16 protein-coding genes, 1 tRNA gene and 1 pseudogene are annotated in these 18309 nt (G+C 68.2%); 14 read left to right on the top strand and 4 right to left on the bottom strand.

Annotated elements, in window-relative coordinates:
- Nucleotides 1-105: 105 nt before the first annotated feature.
- Nucleotides 106-1047: a LysR substrate-binding domain-containing protein gene (locus C5O79_RS13390; RefSeq protein WP_046546099.1), complete on the bottom strand. Its 942-nt coding sequence runs from the start codon at nucleotides 1045-1047 to the stop codon at nucleotides 106-108.
- A 204-nt stretch (nucleotides 1048-1251) separates the two neighbouring features.
- Here C5O79_RS13390 and C5O79_RS13385 point away from each other — a divergent pair, with 204 nt between their 5' ends.
- Nucleotides 1252-2292, top strand: a complete 1041-nt coding sequence (locus C5O79_RS13385; RefSeq protein WP_047852116.1) for an alpha/beta fold hydrolase — start codon at nucleotides 1252-1254, stop codon at nucleotides 2290-2292.
- Between the two features lie 159 nt (nucleotides 2293-2451).
- Nucleotides 2452-3207, top strand: coding sequence for a 4'-phosphopantetheinyl transferase superfamily protein (locus C5O79_RS13380; protein ID WP_046546097.1), 756 nt, complete (start codon nucleotides 2452-2454; stop codon nucleotides 3205-3207).
- Between the two features lie 21 nt (nucleotides 3208-3228).
- On the opposite strand, the pseudogene C5O79_RS13375 reads toward C5O79_RS13380, so the two are convergent.
- Nucleotides 3229-3495 (bottom strand): annotated as a pseudogene (locus C5O79_RS13375) (amino acid ABC transporter substrate-binding protein); the annotation flags it as partial.
- Between C5O79_RS13375 and C5O79_RS38100 the strand changes: the two are divergent.
- The 11 genes from C5O79_RS38100 to C5O79_RS13320 all read left to right on the top strand — a co-directional run bounded on the left by C5O79_RS38100 (nucleotide 3451) and on the right by C5O79_RS13320 (nucleotide 16165).
- Complete coding sequence (locus C5O79_RS38100) at nucleotides 3451-3735, top strand: hypothetical protein (RefSeq protein WP_163008950.1); 285 nt, start codon at nucleotides 3451-3453, stop codon at nucleotides 3733-3735. The pseudogene C5O79_RS13375 and the gene C5O79_RS38100 sit on opposite strands and share 45 nt — an antisense overlap.
- A gap of 59 nt (nucleotides 3736-3794) precedes the next feature.
- Nucleotides 3795-5318: a histidine ammonia-lyase gene (hutH, locus tag C5O79_RS13370; protein WP_047852119.1), complete on the top strand. Its 1524-nt coding sequence runs from the start codon at nucleotides 3795-3797 to the stop codon at nucleotides 5316-5318.
- 4 nt (nucleotides 5319-5322) lie between these two features.
- Nucleotides 5323-6018 (top strand): histidine utilization repressor, encoded by a 696-nt coding sequence (hutC, locus tag C5O79_RS13365; protein ID WP_069248398.1) that lies wholly within the window; start codon nucleotides 5323-5325, stop codon nucleotides 6016-6018.
- Nucleotides 6019-6057: 39 nt separating this feature from the next.
- A complete protein-coding gene (gene hutU, locus C5O79_RS13360) occupies nucleotides 6058-7746 on the top strand; it encodes a urocanate hydratase (RefSeq protein WP_122474176.1) in 1689 nt (562 codons plus the stop codon).
- Nucleotides 7747-7748: 2 nt separating this feature from the next.
- Nucleotides 7749-8360, top strand: a complete 612-nt coding sequence (locus C5O79_RS13355; protein ID WP_122474175.1) for a HutD family protein — start codon at nucleotides 7749-7751, stop codon at nucleotides 8358-8360.
- A gap of 4 nt (nucleotides 8361-8364) precedes the next feature.
- Entirely contained in the window at nucleotides 8365-9588 is a 1224-nt protein-coding gene (hutI, locus tag C5O79_RS13350; protein ID WP_122474174.1) for an imidazolonepropionase, read from the top strand.
- Nucleotides 9589-9592: 4 nt separating this feature from the next.
- The gene (locus C5O79_RS13345) at nucleotides 9593-10969 is read left to right on the top strand and encodes a formimidoylglutamate deiminase (protein ID WP_122474173.1); all 1377 of its coding nucleotides are present in this window, start codon (nucleotides 9593-9595) and stop codon (nucleotides 10967-10969) included.
- A 59-nt stretch (nucleotides 10970-11028) separates the two neighbouring features.
- Nucleotides 11029-11826, top strand: a complete 798-nt coding sequence (gene hutG, locus C5O79_RS13340; protein ID WP_047852121.1) for an N-formylglutamate deformylase — start codon at nucleotides 11029-11031, stop codon at nucleotides 11824-11826.
- Between the two features lie 759 nt (nucleotides 11827-12585).
- The gene (locus C5O79_RS13330; RefSeq protein ID WP_122474172.1) at nucleotides 12586-13392 is read left to right on the top strand and encodes a gamma-glutamyl-gamma-aminobutyrate hydrolase family protein; all 807 of its coding nucleotides are present in this window, start codon (nucleotides 12586-12588) and stop codon (nucleotides 13390-13392) included.
- 12 nt (nucleotides 13393-13404) lie between these two features.
- Nucleotides 13405-14742, top strand: a complete 1338-nt coding sequence (locus C5O79_RS13325; protein ID WP_046546088.1) for a glutamine synthetase family protein — start codon at nucleotides 13405-13407, stop codon at nucleotides 14740-14742.
- A 28-nt stretch (nucleotides 14743-14770) separates the two neighbouring features.
- Complete coding sequence (locus C5O79_RS13320) at nucleotides 14771-16165, top strand: aspartate aminotransferase family protein (RefSeq protein WP_122474171.1); 1395 nt, start codon at nucleotides 14771-14773, stop codon at nucleotides 16163-16165.
- 88 nt (nucleotides 16166-16253) lie between these two features.
- Here the strand turns inward: C5O79_RS13320 and C5O79_RS13315 are convergent.
- Nucleotides 16254-16328: transfer RNA gene (locus tag C5O79_RS13315), tRNA-Val, on the bottom strand.
- An 82-nt stretch (nucleotides 16329-16410) separates the two neighbouring features.
- Complete coding sequence (locus C5O79_RS13310; RefSeq protein WP_046546086.1) at nucleotides 16411-16893, bottom strand: Lrp/AsnC family transcriptional regulator; 483 nt, start codon at nucleotides 16891-16893, stop codon at nucleotides 16411-16413.
- A 189-nt stretch (nucleotides 16894-17082) separates the two neighbouring features.
- Here C5O79_RS13310 and C5O79_RS13305 point away from each other — a divergent pair, with 189 nt between their 5' ends.
- Nucleotides 17083-18297 (top strand): amino acid aminotransferase, encoded by a 1215-nt coding sequence (locus C5O79_RS13305; protein ID WP_122474170.1) that lies wholly within the window; start codon nucleotides 17083-17085, stop codon nucleotides 18295-18297.
- Nucleotides 18298-18309: the final 12 nt, after the last annotated feature.

The raw sequence follows: 18309 nt of genomic DNA, 5'->3' as shown, positions 1-18309 counted from the left end.
TCATTCGGTCAGGTTGGCATGCGTGTCGGGAATGCGACGCGGGGCGCGTGGAGGGGGCGGGTGCGCCCGGCAGGGGGCAGGGTCGTTCGCAAAGGCGGCGCCGGCTTACGCCGACGCCGTGTCGTGCGCACGTATCGCGGTGTCGCATTCGGCTGCTTCGGCGAGCATCCAGTCGCGGACCTCGGCGACTTCGCGGCGCGGGGCCGGATCGTGCTGGAACAGCCAGTAGCCGTACGCATCCGACAGCGCCTGCGTGTGCGGACCGAGCACCGCGAGCCGCCCGTCCGCGAGCATCGGCGCGACGAGCGCGAGCCGGCCGAGCGCGACGCCCTGGCCCGCGATCGCAGCCTGGATCACCTGGTCGTACTGGTTGAAGCGCAGCACGCCTTTCGGGCGTGCGTCGCCGAGCCCGGCTGCGTGCAGGTGCGTGCGCCACTGCAATTGCGGCTGCGGCGGCCCGTCGAATTCGAGCAGCACGTGGTCGGCGATCGCGGCCGCGTTCGTGACGGGCCGTGCCGCGAGCGCAGGATGGGCGACCGGCACGACGATCTCGTCGAACAGGCGCAGCGCGCCGGCCGGCGCGCGCTCGCGCGGACAATAGCGGATGCCGAGGTCGATGCCTTCGGCGCGCAAATCGAGTACCTTGTCGTTCGCGGCGACGCGCAGGTCGATCTCCGGCAGGCGCGCCTGCAGCCGCCCGAGCCGCGGCAGCAGCCACAGCGCGGTGACGCCGATGCTCGCGGTGATCGTGACGGGCTGGCGCTCACGCGTGGCCGCCAGCGACGCGACGGTGTCCTGCAGCCCGTGCAGCGCCGCATCCGCGACGCGAAACAGCCGCTCGCCTTCCGGCGTGAACGCGATCTTCCGGTAGCCGCGCTGCAGCAAGGCGACGCCGAGGTGCGCTTCGAGCGCGTGCACCTGGCGGCTGACCGCCGATTGCGTGACGCACAGGTCCTGTGCGGCGAGCGTGATGCTCATGCGGCGGCCGACCGCGACGAAACCGCGGACGAGATCGAGCGACGGGAGACGGACGAGCGGCGTTGACATGCGCGTGACTCATGCGAACGGAGCAGCAAGATTGGTTGAGAACGCGGGGCGCGTCAAGTTCAATGGAGGCTGGCGCGGGCGGTGAAGGAGGGTGCGGGAGCAGGCGCTCGTCCGTTGACGCGTTGGCTGGCCGCAAAGCATGGGCACGAGCGGGCACTGGGGCGCTGACCCGGACGGACCGCGAAGCATGGGACCGGAGACACGATGACGATTTCGAACGAAGGCAGCGAAATGACGCAGGGCACCCGCGCGGCGGACGCATTGCCTCCCGAGCAGGTGACGCTGCGCGCGGCCGACGGCTACGCATTGCGCGGCCATGTATGGCGCCATCGCGGCGGCGGTGTCACGCGCCCCGTGACGGTCGTCAATTGCGCGACGTCGGTGCGTTGCGACTACTACTTTCGTTTCGCCGCCTGGCTGTTCGCGCAGGGACGCGACGTGCTCGTCTACGACTATCGCGGCATCGGCGGGTCGCGCCCGGCGCAGCTCGCGAAGCTGCGCGCGAACTGGCTCGACTGGGGGCGTCTCGATTGCGAAGCCGCGCTGCACTACGTACGCGACGCGTTTCCGGGCCAGCCGATCGACGTCGTCGCGCACAGCATCGGCGGGTTCGCGCTCGGGCTCGCCGCATCGAACGTCCACGTGCGGCATGCGGTGACGGTCGGCGCGCAGTATGCGTACTGGCGCGATTACCGTCCGGCCGAGCGGCGGCGCATGTGGTGGAAGTGGCACGTCGCGATGCCGGTGCTCGCGGCCGTGTTCGGCTACGTGCCCGCGAAGCGGCTCGGCTGGATGGAGGACACGCCGCGCGGCGTCGCGTTGTCGTGGGTGCGCTCGCAGGCGCGCTTCGAGGAGGGCTATACGAGCGGCCCGCTCGCCGAACCCGCCGCGAGCCGCGCCGCGTTGCCCGCCCGCTTCGCGGGGCTGTCGGCGCCGATGCTCGCGATCGGTCTCGACGACGACGGGTTCGGCACGGTCGAGGCGATCGAGCGGCTGCTCGGCTACTACACGGGCAGCGACGTCACGCATCTGCGGATCGCGCCGGCCGACATCGGCGTCGACGCGATCGGCCATTTCGCGTTCTTCCACAGCCGCTTCACCGAAACACTGTGGCCGCTCGCGCTCCACTGGCTGCAGCACGGCGTGCTGCCGGCCGATGGGCCGGGCAAAGTGCATGCGCTTCACCCGGCATCGCGCGGGCGGGGGCCCCGCAACGGCGTGCCGGGCGTTGCCGCGAACGGGTGAGCGGGCGGCCGCGTCACGCGCCGGTGCCTGCCGCGAGCACAACAGGAGTAAGCGCGGTGTCCAGTGCCGGCAACATCGACGCCGGCGGGCCATCACGGTTCGCCATACCGCCTGATCGATTAACATCGGACGTTTTCTTCCACAGGCCGCCGCACGTCGATGCTCGTCCCGCTCGATTCCGCTTCTCCGTCCGACACTCCCCGCGCCTGGCGCATGCAGCGGCTCGACGCGCCGCCCGCCGCGTCCCGCGCCGGCGTGCAGATCGCGCGCGTCGATTTCGACTGGCGCTTGCCGCTTGCGTCACCCGCATATGCGGCACTCAGCGATGACGAGCGCGCGCGTGCCGCACGCTTCATGCGGCATGAGGATGCGGTGCGCAGCGCCGCGACGCGTGCCGCGCTGCGCGATGTGCTCGGCACGGCCCTCGGCATCGCGCCGCAGGCGGTGGCGATCGTCGTCGACGCATCGGGGCGACCGTCGCTGGACGGCGCGCATCGTGCCTCGCTCGATTTCAACGTGTCGCATGCGGGCGACCATGCGCTGCTTGCGTGGGCTCCCGCCGGCCGCGTGGGCGTCGATATCGAGCGCTGCAACCGCGCGGCCGACTGGCGCGCGCTGACGCGCGAAGTCTGCGCGCCGGCCGAGGCCGCCTATCTCGACAGCCTGCCGCTTGACGCGCGCGCCGGCGCATTCATGCGCGTCTGGTGTGCGAAGGAGGCGCTGCTCAAGGCGCTCGGCACGGGCATCGTCGGCGGGCTGAGCGCGTTCGCGGTCATGCCGCCGCGCGATGGCGCGACCCCCGCGACGACGATCGTCGAGCCGGCCGCGCCCGCCGCCGGCGTCGCGGCGTTCGATGCGGCGTGGTTCGACGCGGCGCCCGGCTATGCGGCGTGCGTCGCATGGGCGCGTGCGTGAGCCGCGGTCGGTGCGTGGCGCTCACTCGAGCGGCGCGTCGTTCGGCGCCGCATGGCGCGCGTTGATCACGTCGCTCATCGCGAAGTCGAACGACAGCCCCTTTGGCGGCACCGGTTTCGTGAACCGCTGGTCGCACAGCGCGTCGATCTCGCCGCACTCCATCAACTGCACGAGCACGCCGCCGACGAGCGCCTTGAACGGCGGATCGTCGTTGCGCGGCATGCACCCGTAGGTTTCCGACGATTGCATCGTGCCGACGATCCGCCGGTCGGCCGGCTTCGCGACAAGCGACGCGACGCGACGCGGGCGAGTGCGCACGCGGCGAACGGCAAGGGGCGGCCGAGCCGGGCGGCGAATCGTGACGGGAAGGGCGTGGCGGCTGCCGCGATGATTGATGATCCGGATGTTGCCAAAAACAAAATAGCTGAAACGTATGTTGAGCGCCAGATCACGCGGGCCGATCCGGCGGGCTGTACCGGGCATCAGGGAAACTCCCGAGTCGAAATCGGTGAAAAACGGGTTGTCTAGACAAGTTGGCGTGGCTACACTTCAATCCATTCCGAACTTGTCTAGACAGGATTGCTCACATGATTACGTTGACCCCCGGCCACCTGACCCTCCCGCAACTGCGCCAGATCGCTCGCGAATCCGTGCAGCTCAAGCTCGACCCGGCGAGCTTCGCGAAGATCGACGCCGGCGCGAAGGCCGTCGCCGACATCGCCGCGAAGGGCGAGCCGGCCTACGGCATCAACACGGGCTTCGGCCGCCTGGCCAGCACGCACATCCCGCACGACCAGCTCGAACTGCTGCAGAAGAACCTCGTGCTGTCGCACGCGGTCGGCGTGGGCGAGCCGATGGCACGCTCGTCGGTGCGCCTGCTGATGGCGCTGAAGCTGTCGAGCCTCGGCCGCGGCCACTCGGGCATCCGCCGCGAAGTGATGGACGCGCTGATCACGCTGTTCAACGCGGACGTGCTGCCGCTGATCCCGGTGAAGGGCTCGGTCGGCGCATCGGGCGACCTGGCACCGCTCGCGCACATGTCGGCCGTGCTGTTGGGCGTCGGCGAAGTGTTCATCCGCGGCGAGCGTGCGAGCGCACTCGACGGTCTGCGCGTTGCCGGCCTCGCGCCGCTGACGCTGCAGGCGAAGGAAGGCCTGGCGCTGCTGAACGGCACGCAGGCATCGACCGCGCTGGCGCTCGACAACATGTTCTCGATCGAAGACCTGTACCGCACCGCGCTCGTCGCCGGCGCGCTGTCGGTCGACGCGGCTGCCGGCTCGGTGAAGCCGTTCGACGCACGCATTCATGAACTGCGCGGCCACCAGGGCCAGATCGACGCGGCCGCGTCGTACCGCGACCTGCTCGAAGGCTCGCCGATCAACCAGTCGCACCGCGACTGCGACAAGGTGCAGGACCCGTACAGCCTGCGCTGCCAGCCGCAGGTGATGGGCGCGTGCCTGGACCAGATGCGCCATGCAGCCGCCGTGCTGCTGGTCGAAGCGAACGCCGTGTCGGACAACCCGCTGATCTTCCCGGATACCGGCGAAGTGCTGTCGGGCGGCAACTTCCACGCCGAACCCGTCGCGTTCGCGGCCGACAATCTCGCGCTCGCCGCAGCGGAAATCGGCGCGCTGGCCGAACGCCGCATCGCGCTCTTGATCGACGCGACGCTGTCGGGCCTGCCCCCGTTCCTCGTGAAGGACGGCGGCGTGAACTCGGGCTTCATGATCGCCCACGTGACGGCTGCCGCACTCGCGTCGGAAAACAAGACGCTCGCGCACCCGGCCTCGGTCGACTCGCTGCCGACCTCGGCGAACCAGGAAGACCACGTGTCGATGGCGACGTTCGCCGCACGCAAGCTCGCCGACATCGCGGACAACACGAAGCACATCCTCGCGATCGAACTGCTGGCCGCCGCACAAGGCGTCGACCTGCGCGCGCCGTACCACACGAGCCCGAAGCTGGCGCCGGTGATGGAAACGATCCGCGGCAAGGTTGCGCACTACGAGCTCGACCACTACTTCGCACCGGACATCGCCGTGATCGCCAAGCTGGTCGGCGAGCGCGCGTTCGCGAAGGTCGCGCCGTTCTCGTTCGCGTCGGAACAGTAAGCCGATGAGCGCGCCGGTCTACCAGGAGATCAAGGATTTCATCCTGGCCCGCATCCACGCAGGCGAGTGGGAGGAGGGCGACCAGGTGCCGTCCGAGAACGAGCTGGCGCGCGAATTCAAGGTGGCGCGCATGACCGTCAACCGCGCGCTGCGCGAGTTGACGGCCGAGCAGGTGCTCACGCGCATGAAGGGCGCGGGCACCTACGTCGCGCGGCCGAAGTACGAGTCGACGCTGGTGGCGATCCGCAGCATCTCGGAGGAAGTCGGTGCACGCGGGCATGCGTATCACGCCAGCGTGCTCGGCCTCGACACGATCCGCGCCGACGACGCGCTCGCCGACGAGATGCAGGTGGCCGTGCGCACGAAGCTGTTTCATTCGCAAGTGCTGCACTTCGAGAATGACGAGCCCGTGCAGCTCGAAGAGCGATGGGTGAATCCGGCGGTCGCGCCGGATTACGCCGAGCAGGATTTCACGAACACGACGCCGAACCTGTACCTGATGCGCGCGGCTCCGCTGCAGCGCGTCGAGTACCGGATCGAAGCGGCGGCCCCGGCGCCGGAGCGGCGCGAGCAGCTGCGGATGGACGACGTCGAGCCGTGTCTGGTTTTACATCGACGCACCTGGTCGCAGGGCGTCGTCGCCTCGGTGGCGAATTTGTGGCATCCCGGCAGCCGTTATCGCTTCACCGGGCATTTCTGATTCCTATTTGATATTCATTTTCCTTCGGGAGCAGTCGTCATGAACCATCCGAAACACATCGATCCCCGTCTCGATCCGACGCGCACGATCCGCGCGCCGCGCGGCAGCGAGAAAGTCTGCAAGACCTGGCTGGCCGAAGCGGCCTACCGGATGATCCAGAACAACCTCGACCCGGAAGTCGCCGAGCATCCGCATGCGCTCGTCGTGTACGGCGGCATCGGCCGTGCGGCACGCAACTGGGAATGCTACGACCAGATCCTCGCGTCGCTGAAGGATCTCGAGGAGAACGAGACGCTGCTGATCCAGTCGGGCAAGCCGGTCGGTGTGTTCCGCACGCACAAGGATGCGCCGCGCGTGCTGCTCGCGAACTCGAACCTCGTGCCGCACTGGGCGAACTGGGATCACTTCCACGAGCTCGATCGCAAGGGCCTGATGATGTACGGCCAGATGACGGCCGGCAGCTGGATCTACATCGGCAGCCAGGGCATCGTTCAGGGTACCTATGAAACGTTCTTCTCGGTCGCGAACCAGCACTTCAACGGCGATCCGTCGGGCCGCTGGATCCTGACGGGCGGCCTGGGCGGCATGGGCGGCGCGCAGCCGCTGGCCGCGACGATGGCCGGCTTCTCGATGATCGCGGTCGAATGCGACGAGACCCGCATCGACTTCCGCCTGAAGACGCGCTACGTCGACAAGAAGGCGACGACGCTCGACGAGGCGCTCGGCATGATCGAGGAAGCCAAGCGCACCGGCAAGCCGGTGTCGATCGGCCTGCTCGGCAACGCGGCCGACGTGTTCGCGGAACTCGTCACGCGCGGCATCACGCCGGACTGCGTGACCGACCAGACGAGTGCGCACGATCCGATCAACGGCTACCTGCCGCAAGGCTGGACCGTCGCGCAATGGCGCGAAGCGCAGAAGGTCGATCCGCAGAGCATCGTGAAGGTCGCGAAGCAGTCGATGGCCGTCCAGGTGCGCGCGATGCTCGCGCTGCAGGACCGCGGCGCGGCGACGCTCGACTACGGCAACAACATCCGCCAGATGGCGCTGGAAATGGGCGTCGAGAACGCATTCGACTTTCCGGGCTTCGTGCCGGCGTACATCCGCCCGCTGTTCTGCGAAGGCAAGGGCCCGTTCCGCTGGGTCGCGCTGTCGGGCGATCCGGAAGACATCTACAAGACTGACCAGAAGGTGAAGGAGCTGATCCCCGACGATCCGCACCTGCACAACTGGCTCGACATGGCGCGTGAGCGCATTGCGTTCCAGGGCCTGCCGGCGCGGATCTGCTGGGTCGGCGTGAAGGATCGCTATCGCCTCGGCCAGGCGTTCAACGAGATGGTCAAGAACGGCGAGCTGAAGGCGCCGATCGTGATCGGCCGCGACCACCTCGACACCGGTTCGGTCGCGAGCCCGAACCGCGAGACGGAAGCGATGAAGGACGGTTCGGACGCCGTGAGCGACTGGCCGCTCCTGAACGCACTGCTGAACACCGCAGGCGGCGCATCGTGGGTGTCGCTGCACCATGGCGGCGGCGTCGGCATGGGCTTCTCGCAGCACTCGGGCGTCGTGATCGTCGCCGACGGCACCGCCGAAGCGCACGAGCGTCTCGGCCGCGTGCTGCTGAACGACCCGGCGACGGGCGTGATGCGCCATGCGGATGCCGGCTACGAACTCGCGCAGCAGACGGCCCGCGAAGCCGGCCTGAAGCTGCCGATGCTCGGCCGCTGAGCATGACGGCGCTCCACCAGGCGCCGGCGAACGCAACGCTGATCCGCGCAGCGGATCTCGTCGCGTCGCCATGGAAGAACGGCGGCGGCGTGACGCGCGAAATCGGCGCGTTTCCGCCGGGCGCCGCGCTCGACGCGTTCGCGTGGCGCGTGAGCGTCGCCGACGTCGGCACGGCCGGGCCGTTCTCGCGTTTCGACGGAATCGACCGCACGCTCGTGCTGCTGTCCGGCGCGGGCATGACGCTCGCCGAGGAAGGCGGCGCATGCCACGTGCTCGACGCACCGCTGGCCCGCGCGGATTTTGCGGGGGAAGCGGCGATCGACGCGACGCTGCACGATGGCGCAACGCGCGACTTCAACCTGATGACGCGCCGTTCGGCCGCACGCGGCGCGCTCGACGTATGGCGCGCAGGCGCGCACCGCATCGAGCATGCCGATACCGTGCTGCTGTATTGCGCGGCCGGCGAGGTCGCCGTCGAAATCGACGGCACGCGCTACACACTGGAAGAAATGGACACGCTGCGGCTCGACGGGCCGCGGCGTGCGTTTGACGTCGTCGTGAGCGGTAGCGGCGCGTTGCTCGCCGTGTCGCTCGCCATCGGCGAACGAGACTGAACGCATGAAACCGACTGTCTGGCATCACCTGAGGCTGTGTCCGCACGGCCATCCTGACGAGACGATCGACGACGCGGCGATCGCCGTCGACGAAACCGGCACGATCGTGTGGCTCGGTGCGGTGTCCGCGCTGCCGCACGGTTACGCCCACTGGCGGCGCGAGGATCTGCACGGCGCGTGGGTGACGCCGGGCCTCGTCGACTGCCATACGCACCTCGTGTACGGCGGCACGCGTGCCGACGAATTCGCGCAGCGCCTCGCGGGCGTGAGCTACGAGGAAATCGCGCGGCAGGGCGGCGGGATCGTGTCGACGGTGCGCGCGACGCGCGCGGCCGACGAGACGACGCTGTTCGTGCAGGCCGCGGCACGCCTGCAGCCGCTGCTCGCCGAAGGCGTGACCGCGATCGAGATCAAGTCGGGCTACGGGCTCGACCTCGCGAGCGAACGCAAGATGCTGCGCGTTGCGCGCCAGCTCGGCGAACGCTTTCCGGTCACCGTCTACACGACCTTCCTCGGCGCGCACGCGTTGCCGCCCGAATATGCGGGCCGTGCGGATGCGTACATCGACGAAGTGTGCGACCGGATGCTGCCGGCGCTGGCCGATGAAGGGCTCGTCGACGCGGTCGACGTGTTCTGCGAACGCATCGGCTTTTCGCTCGCGCAGACCGAGCGCGTGTTCGAGGCCGCGACGCGGCGCGGGCTGCCCGTGAAGCTGCATGCGGAGCAACTGTCGAACGCGGGCGGCACGGCACTTGCCGCGCGTTATCGCGCACTGTCCGCCGATCACCTCGAATTTCTCGACGAAGCCGGCATCGAGGCGATGAAGGTAGCCGGTACGGTTGCCGTGCTGCTGCCCGGCGCGTACTACTTCATCCGCGAGACGCAACTGCCGCCGATCGAGCTGCTGCGCAAGCACGGCGTGCCGATCGCGCTCGCGACCGATCACAATCCCGGCACGTCGCCGCTCGAGTCGCTGCTGCTGACGTTGAACATGGGCTGCACGCTGTTCCGCATGACGGTGCCCGAGGTGCTGCAGGGCGTCACGCGCCATGCGGCCGCGGCGCTCGGCCGCGCGGATCGCCACGGCGCGCTCGAGGTCGGTCGCCAGGCCGACTTCGCCGCGTGGTCGGTCGGCTCGCTGGCCGAGCTCGCCTACTGGATCGGCCGGCCGCTGTGCGAGCAGGTCGTACGCGGCGGCACGACCGTGTTTCGCCGGATGAATGGATAGCCTCATGACCGACACCACGTTGTTTGCAGACCATGCGTACCTGCCCGATGGCTGGCGCCGTAACGTACTGCTGCGTTGGGACGCGACCGGCACGCTGACCGGCGTGACGCCCGACACCGACGCACCGGCTGGCGTCGCACGCGCGGCCGGGCCCGTGCTGCCCGGCATGCCGAACCTGCACTCGCACGCGTTCCAGCGCGCGATGGCCGGGCTCACCGAATACCGTGCGAATCCGTCCGACAGCTTCTGGAGCTGGCGCGACCTGATGTACCGCTTCGCGCTGAAGATCACGCCCGACGCGCTCGCGGCGATCGCGCGCTGGCTGTATGTCGAGATGCTCAAGTGCGGCTACACGTCGGTGTGCGAATTCCACTACGTGCACCACACGCAGGACGGTTCGCGCTATCCGCAGATCGCGGAGCTCGGCACGCGCGTGATCGACGCCGCGCGCGCGGCCGGCATCGGCATCACGATGCTGCCGGTGTCGTACCAGTTCGCGGGCTTCGGCAACAAGCCGCCGCGTGACGACCAGCGCCGCTTCATCAATACGCCCGACGGCCTGCTCGAACTGCTCGACGCGATGCGCCGCGTGGCGCCGGAGCACGGCGGGCTGCGCTACGGCGTGGCACCGCACTCGCTGCGGGCGGTATCCGAAAACGGCTTGCGCGTGCTGCTCGACGGGCTGCCCGGCGATGCGCCGGTGCATATCCATATCGCCGAGCAGACGGCCGAAGTCGACGATTGCGTGCGTGCGTACGGCGCGCGCCCGGTGCAATGGCTGCTCGATCGTTTCGACGTCGATGCGCGCTGGTGTCTCGTGCATGCGACGCACGTCGACGCGGCCGAAACGGCGGCGCTCGCGAAGCGTCGCGCGGTTGCCGGCCTGTGCCTGACGACCGAAGCGAACCTCGGCGACGGCGTGTTCCCCGCTGTCGACTATCTCGCGCAAGGCGGCGTGATCGGCGTCGGCTCGGACAGCCACGCGTCGGTCGACTGGCGCTCCGAATTGCGCCTGCTCGAATACGGGCAACGGCTCGTGCATCGCGCGCGCAACGTGCTCGCGAGCGAGTCGCAGGCGCATGTCGCCGATCGCCTGTTCGACGCTTCGCTCGCGGGCGGTGCACAGGCCAGCGGGCGGCGCGTCGGTGCGTTGCGCGAAGGGTGCCGCGCGGACTGGCTCGTGCTCGATCCCGATCATCCGGCGATCGCCGAACACGACAACCCGTCGTGGTTGTCGGGTATCGTGTTCGCGGAGCATGGCGAGACGCCGGTGCTCGACGTCTACACGGGCGGCGAGCGCGTCGTGAGCGGCCGCCGTCATCGCGACGAAGCCGCCGCGTACGCCGACTATCGCGCCGCGCTGGCGCAACTGCTGCGCTGATGCGCGCAACCGGCGCACGCCGCAAGCGTGCGCCGGCAGACCTCCAACGGTAATGCGACATGACTGAACAACCGGCTGTATTCACGCTGAAGCAGGGCACGCTGCCGCTGCTGATCTCGATTCCGCACGCAGGCACGCACATCCCCGACGACATCGCCGCGACGATGACGGCCGACGCGCGTTTCGTCGACGATTGCGACTGGCATCTCGAACGGCTGTATGGATTCGCGGCCGACCTCGGCGCATCGATCCTCGTACCGTCGCATGCGCGTTACGTCGTCGACCTGAACCGGCCGCCCGACAACGAGAACCTGTACCCGGGGCAGGACACGACGGGGCTCGTGCCGGTCGATACGTTCGACAAGGCGCCGCTGTATCCGGCGAACGCGCTGCCCGGCAACGACGAGATCATGCGTCGCCGCGGTCGCTACTGGCTGCCGTATCACGAGGCGCTGCAAGGCGAGGTGGCACGCCTGAAGCGCGAGCACGGCCGCGTGCTCGTGTGGGAAGCGCATTCGATCCGCTCGCACGTACCGCGCTTCTTCGACGGCCGCCTGCCCGACTTCAACTTCGGTACGTCGAGCGGCGCGAGTGCCGCACCGGGCCTGGCCGAGGCGCTGGCCGCGCGCGTGCTCGAACATGGCGGCTATACGGCGGTCGCGAACGGGCGCTTCAAGGGCGGCTACATCACGCGTCACTACGGCGTGCCCGCTACCGGCGTCGAGGCCGTGCAGCTCGAGCTCTCGCAGATCACCTACATGGAAGAGACGCGTCCTTACGCGTATGACGAAGCGCGTGCGGCGCGGATTGTGCCGCTATTGCAGACGCTCGTCGAAACCGCGCTCGCGCATCGTTGAACGCTGGCCGCACGGATGCGGCAGCGCGGCGGAGCACACGCGTCACGGGCCGCCGGCACGCAGCGTGCCGCATCGATGCAATGCACAACACGGCATCGATCCACGGGATCGATGCCGTTTTTTTTCGTATGGCTTTCGTCTGATCGATATCGTCATCGGCACCTGAAAATTTGACGCAATTTTTAGTTGATATAAGCTGAATGTCAGGAAGTCGTCACGCGCGCACGCGCGGCGGGGCCATCGATCGTGGCCGCACCGCGCCGGAATGCGCTGCGAGACACCTTGCCGACGTGTCGCCGCGCGGCATTGCCGCATGCGCTTGATCGCGACACGTGTCCTGTATTCATCCGTCAGTCGAGTACGATCGTGAAAGCCGCCAGCCCTTCGATACGCCGGACGCGAAGTCCGTCGGCGGGCGCGCCGCCTCAGGCCGGGTCGATCCGGCATGCTGATCGCGGCACGCGTGCCGCCCCTTTACGCGAGCCTCGCTTCTTCGCCATTTCCCATCGCGGCGTGCGCCGCTTCAATCTCGTGTCCGCGCACGTGTTCAGCGCGGTGCAGTGCGACGGCAGCGCATCGTTGTTGCCCTAGCGTCATTTTCCGCTTCCGTTCCGGGGCGCACCGCCCGTTGCCGCAACGTCCGCGCGGCGGGATCGCGCATGGGCATGCGCCGCGTCGTGGCGCGCGCGTGCGGCGCCGGCGCGAACCTTCAACGTCCCGCGTGCAGACGCATCGCGCGCGATTGCCGGAGAGCCGCCCATGCGTGCGCGCCCGATCGTAGCCGTCACCGCCGACCGCATCCTGCGCGGCGCGCATCCGAACCACACCGCGGGGGAGAAGTACCTGGCCGCGCTCGTCGACGGCGCCGGCGCGCTTGCGTTCGTGCTGCCCGCGCTCGGCGCGCGCCAGCCGGCCGACGCGATCGTCGCGGCGATCGACGGCTTGTTGTTGACCGGCAGTTATTCGAACGTCGAGCCACATCACTGTGGCGGCGCCGCGAGCGCACCCGACACGCTGCACGACCCCGCGCGCGACGCGACCGCGCTGCCGCTGATCCGTGCGGCGATCGACGCGGGCGTGCCCGTGCTCGCAATCTGTCGCGGCATGCAGGAGCTGAACGTCGCCTACGGCGGCACGCTGCATCAGCGGCTGCACGCGACGACCGGCTTCGACGATCACCGCGAGCGGCCCGCCGATCCGCTCGAACGGCAGTACGGCCCCGCGCACGTCGTGCGGTTCGCGCCCGGCGGCCTGTTGCGGCGGGTTGCGCGCGGCGCGCAGGAAGCGACGGTCAATTCGCTGCACGACCAGGGCATCGCGCAACTCGGTGCGGGGCTCGTCGTCGAAGCCAGTGCGCCCGACGGGCTGGTCGAGGCCGTCAGCGTGCGCGGCGCGCACGCGTTCGCGCTCGGCGTGCAGTGGCATCCCGAATGGCGCTACGCGGAGCAGCCGCTGTCGCGCGACATCTTCGCGGCATTCGGCGCGGCGTGCCGCGCGCGCATGACGCATCGCATTCATGCAGCCGGCGGCGCGATGCCGTCGCCGGCCGCATCCGACGTCGACTGATAGAGGCCGATCATGCAACCCGAACTGAGTGAATTCCTGCGGCAGCACCGCATCACCGAGGTCGAGGCGATCATTCCCGACATGGCCGGTATCGCGCGCGGCAAGATCATCCCGCGCAACAAGTTCGAATCCGGTGAATCGATGCGACTGCCGCAGGCCGTGATGGTGCAGACCGTCACCGGCGACTACCCGGAGGACGGCACGCTGACCGGCGTGACCGACCCCGACATGGTGTGCGTGCCCGATCCGTCGACGATCTGCCTGATTCCGTGGGCCGTCGACCCGACCGCACAGGTGATCCACGACTGCGTGCACTTCGACGGCTCGCCGGTCGAGATCTCGCCGCGCTATGTGCTGCGACGCGTGCTCGACCTGTACAAGGCGAAGGGCTGGCAGCCGGTCGTTGCACCCGAGCTCGAGTTCTATCTTGTCGACATGAACGCCGATCCCGACCTGCCGCTGCGCCCGCCCGTCGGCCGCACCGGGCGTGCGGAGACCGGCCGGCAGTCGTATTCGATCGAGGCCGTGAACGAATTCGATTCGCTGTTCGAGGATATCTACGAATACTGCGAGATGCAGGGGCTCGATATCGAGACGCTGATCCACGAGGTCGGCGCGGCGCAGATGGAGATCAACTTCGTGCATGGCGATGCGCTATCGCTCGCCGACCAGGTGTTCCTGTTCAAGCGCACCGTGCGCGAGGCGGCGCTGCGTCACAACATGTATGCGACTTTCATGGCGAAGCCGATGCAGGACGAGCCCGGCTCGGCGATGCATATCCACCAGAGCCTGGCCGACGCGCGTACGGGGCGCAACCTGTTCTCCAGCGAAGACGGTGCGGTATCGCCGATGTTCCACAGCTATCTCGCGGGGCTGCAGAAGTACACGCCCGCACTGATGCCGATCTTCGCGCCGTACATCAACTCGTATCGCCGCCTGTCGCGCTTCATGGCTGCACCGATCAACGTGCAGTGGGGCTACGACAACCGTACGGTCGGTTTCCGCATTCCGCAGTCGGGCGCGTCGGCGCGCCGTATCGAGAACCGGATTCCGGGCGTCGACTGCAATCCGTACCTCGCGTTCGCCGCGACGCTCGCGGCCGGCTATCTCGGCTTGACCCAGCAGCTCGCACCGACCGAGCCGATCGCATCGGACGGCTACAACCTGCCGTACCAGCTGCCGCGCAATCTCGAGGAGGGCATCTCGCTGATGGCGGCCTGCACGCCGCTGGCCGGCATTCTCGGCGACAAGTTCGTGAAAGCGTACCTGGCGCTGAAGGACACCGAATACGAAGCGTTCTTCCGCGTGATCAGCTCGTGGGAACGCAGGCATCTGCTGCTGCACGTCTGAGCGTGCGGCACGGTTATCCGGAGGAAACATGACCGATCGAAATGACGCTGCATCGCCGCACTCGACCGCCGAATACCGCGCGCTCGACGCCGCGCACCACATCCACCCGTTCTCGGACATGGGCGCGCTGAACCGCGCGGGCAGCCGCGTGATCGTGAAGGCCGACGGCGTCTACCTGTGGGACTCGGACGGCAACAAGGTGATCGACGGGATGGCCGGCCTCTGGTGCGTGAACGTCGGCTACGGCCGCAAGGAACTCGCCGACGCCGCGTATCGCCAGATCCAGGAACTGCCGTTCTACAACACGTTCTTCAAGACCACGCACCCGCCGGTGATCGAACTCTCGGCGATGCTCGCGGAAGTCACGCCTGCCGGCTTCAACCACTTCTTCTACTGCAACAGCGGCTCGGAAGGCAACGACACCGTGCTGCGCCTCGTGCACCAGTACTGGCGCGTGCAGGGCCAGCCGCAGAAGAAGTATGTGATCTCGCGCAAGAACGGCTATCACGGCTCGACGATCGCGGGCGGCACGCTCGGCGGAATGGGCTACATGCACGAGCAGATGCCGTCGAAGGTCGAGCACATCGTGCACATCGACCAGCCGTATTTCTTCGGTGAAGCGGCGGCCGGCGAAACGCCGGAAGCGTTCGGCCTGGCGCGCGCCCAGCAGCTCGAAGCGAAGATTCTCGAACTCGGCGCGGAGAACGTCGCCGCATTCATCGGCGAGCCGTTCCAGGGCGCGGGCGGCGTGATCTTCCCGCCGTCGACGTACTGGCCGGAAATCCAGCGCATCTGCCGCAAGTACGACATCCTGCTGGTGGCCGACGAAGTGATCGGCGGCTTCGGCCGCACCGGCGAATGGTTCGCACACCAGCACTTCGGCTTCGAGCCGGACCTGATCACGATGGCCAAGGGCCTCACGTCGGGTTACGTGCCGATGGGTGCCGTCGGCATTCACGAGCGCGTGGCGCGGCCGATCATCGACAACGGCGAATTCAACCACGGCCTCACGTACTCGGGCCACCCGGTCGCGGCGGCCGTCGCGGTCGCGAACCTGAAGCTGCTGCGCGACGAAGGGATCGTCGAGCGCGTGAAGAACGACATCGGGCCGTACTTCCAGCATCGGCTGCGCGATGCGCTGGGCGACCACCCGATCGTCGGGGAGATTGCGGGAGCGGGGCTGGTCGCGGGCGTTCAACTGGCGCGCAACCGGGACCGGCGCGAGCGGTTCGGTGCGAACGTCGATATCGGCACGATCTGCCGCGACTTCTGCTTCAACGGCAACCTGATCATGCGCGCGACCGGCGACCGGATGCTGCTGTCGCCGCCGCTCGTGATTCGCGAGGCGGAGGTCGACGAGATCGTCGACAAGGCGAAGCGCGCGTTCGATGCGACGGCGGAGCGGGTGGGGGGCGCAGCGTAAGCCGGTGTTGCGCGGCGTGCGCCGCGCGACAAACTCGCCGCCAAAACGAAAAGGCCCTGCGTCGTGAGACGCAGGGCCTTGAATTCTTTGGTGGGCGGTACTGGGATCGAACCAGTGACCCCTGCCGTGTGAAGGCAGTGCTCTACCGCTGAGCTAACCGCCCAAAGAAGCTGAAATTATGTCAGGGCTTTGGGGGTCTGTAAAGCCCTTTCTGCAAATATTTTTCACGACCCCGCAAGAACCGGTCAGCCGGCCGTCGACTGCTCGACGAGATCGAGGAGCGACCCGTCGCGCTTGAGCGTCGCGAGCACGATACTCGAGTTGATCGACATCACGCCCGTCGCGCGGTGCAGCTGATTGATCACGAAGTCGGAGTAGTGATCGAGGTCGCGCGCGCGCACGGTCAGCACGTAGTTCGAGCCGCCCGTCACGATCTGCGCCGCGACGACTTCCGGCCACTGCTGGAGAGCCTCCACGAACCGGTCGTGCCACTCGGGCACGTCGGGCCGCATCGACACATGCACGAGCGCTTCGAACGCGATGCCGACCTTCTTCGGCTCGATCGTACAGCGATACCCCGAAATCGCACCGCGCTCCTCGAGCAGCTTCACGCGCCGCAGGCATGCCGACGGCGACAGCGCGACCGCGTTCGCAAGATCCTGGTTGCTGATGCGTCCGTCCCGCTCGAGGTGCCGGAGGATGCGCATGTCGGTTCGGTCCAGTGTCATGTCGCAGAATCCCGTGAATTTCAAGATGACTGACGCAGACTCTACTGCAAATGGGTTGATTCGTCATCGAAAAATGAAGCTCATTCTATTTCGACCTCGATAACATTCGATCCACGCCTCGACTGCACGGCCCGGCGCAACGCCATGCCGCGGGGGCGCGCCACCGCTTTCAACCTTCGCTCATCGACCATGTACGCACACATTCCCGCCTATCCGGGCGATCCGATCCTGTCGCTGTTCCAGACGTTCCAGCAGGACGCGCATCCGAACAAGGTCAACCTCAGCATCGGCCTCTGCTACGACGACGCGGGCCGGATTCCGGTGCTCGACAGCACACGCATCGCGGCCGAGCGCCTGCGCGAAGCCGGCGCGCCGCACACCTATCTGCCGATGGAAGGGCTCGCCGCGTACAGGCAGGGCGTGCAGCGCCTCGTGTTCGGCGCGGATTGCGCGGCGCTCGCGGAAGGGCGCATCGCGACGCTGCAGACGCTTGGCGGCTCGGGCGCGATCAGGCTCGGCGCGGAATTCGTGAAGCGCTACTTCCCGGACAGCGCGGTCTGGATCAGCGACCCGACGTGGGACAACCATCGCGTGATCTTCTCGGCGGCCGGCCTCGACGTGCACACGTACCCGTACTACGACGAAGCGCGCAACGATATTCGCGTCGACGCGATGCTCGCGACGCTCGACGCGCTGCCGCCGCGCAGCGTCGTGCTGCTGCAGCCGTGCTGCCACAACCCGACGGGGCTCGACCTGGGGCGCGACGCGTGGCAGGCGGTGATCGACGTGCTCGCGCGGCGCGGCCTGATTCCGTTCCTCGACATGGCCTACCAGGGTTTCGGCGACGGTCCCGACGACGACGCGTGGGCCGTGCGCGCCATCGTCGACGCGGGGCTGCCCGCGATCGTCGGCAATTCGTTCTCGAAGAACTTCTCGCTGTATGGCGAGCGCGTCGGCGGGCTGTCGATCGTCTGCGCGGGTGCCGGCGAGGCCGCGACGGTGCTGAGCCAACTGCAGGCCGGCGTGCGCCGCACCTATTCGAGCCCGCCGCTGTTCGGCGCGCAGCTCGTGTCGACGGTGCTGAACGACGACGCGCTGCGCGCGCGCTGGGAAGGCGAGGTCGCGCAAGTGCGCACGCGCATCAAGCGCATGCGCGGTGCGCTGAAGGCGCGGCTCGACACGCGCGTGCCCGGGCGTTCGTTCGACGCATTGGTCGCGCAGCGCGGGATGTTCAGCTACACGGGGATCGCCGCCGACGACGTCGAACGCTTGCGCACCGGGCACGGCGTTTACTTGCTGCGCTCGGGCCGCATGTGCATCGCGGGGCTGAACGACGCGAACGTCGATCACGTCGCGAACGCGATCGCCGACGTACTCGACGGCGCATTGCGCCAGGCCGCCTGAGTTTCCCCACCT

It is taken from the genome of Burkholderia sp. SRS-25, assembly GCF_004343765.1.
In the GTDB taxonomy this organism is placed as follows: domain Bacteria; phylum Pseudomonadota; class Gammaproteobacteria; order Burkholderiales; family Burkholderiaceae; genus Burkholderia; species Burkholderia contaminans.
This window is presented reverse-complemented; position numbering and strand designations above follow the sequence as displayed.

Bases quoted from the DNA above. Each gene is read 5' to 3' on its own strand.
- C5O79_RS13390 (WP_046546099.1), bottom strand. From the start codon at position 1,047: ATGTCAACGCCGCTCGTCCGTCTCCCGTCGCTCGATCTCGTCCGCGGT.
- C5O79_RS13385 (WP_047852116.1), top strand. From the start codon at position 1,252: ATGACGATTTCGAACGAAGGCAGCGAAATGACGCAGGGCACCCGCGCG.
- C5O79_RS13380 (WP_046546097.1), top strand. From the start codon at position 2,452: ATGCTCGTCCCGCTCGATTCCGCTTCTCCGTCCGACACTCCCCGCGCC.
- hutH (WP_047852119.1), top strand. From the start codon at position 3,795: ATGATTACGTTGACCCCCGGCCACCTGACCCTCCCGCAACTGCGCCAG.
- hutC (WP_069248398.1), top strand. From the start codon at position 5,323: ATGAGCGCGCCGGTCTACCAGGAGATCAAGGATTTCATCCTGGCCCGC.
- hutU (WP_122474176.1), top strand. From the start codon at position 6,058: ATGAACCATCCGAAACACATCGATCCCCGTCTCGATCCGACGCGCACG.
- C5O79_RS13355 (WP_122474175.1), top strand. From the start codon at position 7,749: ATGACGGCGCTCCACCAGGCGCCGGCGAACGCAACGCTGATCCGCGCA.
- hutI (WP_122474174.1), top strand. From the start codon at position 8,365: ATGAAACCGACTGTCTGGCATCACCTGAGGCTGTGTCCGCACGGCCAT.
- C5O79_RS13345 (WP_122474173.1), top strand. From the start codon at position 9,593: ATGACCGACACCACGTTGTTTGCAGACCATGCGTACCTGCCCGATGGC.
- hutG (WP_047852121.1), top strand. From the start codon at position 11,029: ATGACTGAACAACCGGCTGTATTCACGCTGAAGCAGGGCACGCTGCCG.
- C5O79_RS13330 (WP_122474172.1), top strand. From the start codon at position 12,586: ATGCGTGCGCGCCCGATCGTAGCCGTCACCGCCGACCGCATCCTGCGC.
- C5O79_RS13325 (WP_046546088.1), top strand. From the start codon at position 13,405: ATGCAACCCGAACTGAGTGAATTCCTGCGGCAGCACCGCATCACCGAG.
- C5O79_RS13320 (WP_122474171.1), top strand. From the start codon at position 14,771: ATGACCGATCGAAATGACGCTGCATCGCCGCACTCGACCGCCGAATAC.
- C5O79_RS13310 (WP_046546086.1), bottom strand. From the start codon at position 16,893: ATGACACTGGACCGAACCGACATGCGCATCCTCCGGCACCTCGAGCGG.
- C5O79_RS13305 (WP_122474170.1), top strand. From the start codon at position 17,083: ATGTACGCACACATTCCCGCCTATCCGGGCGATCCGATCCTGTCGCTG.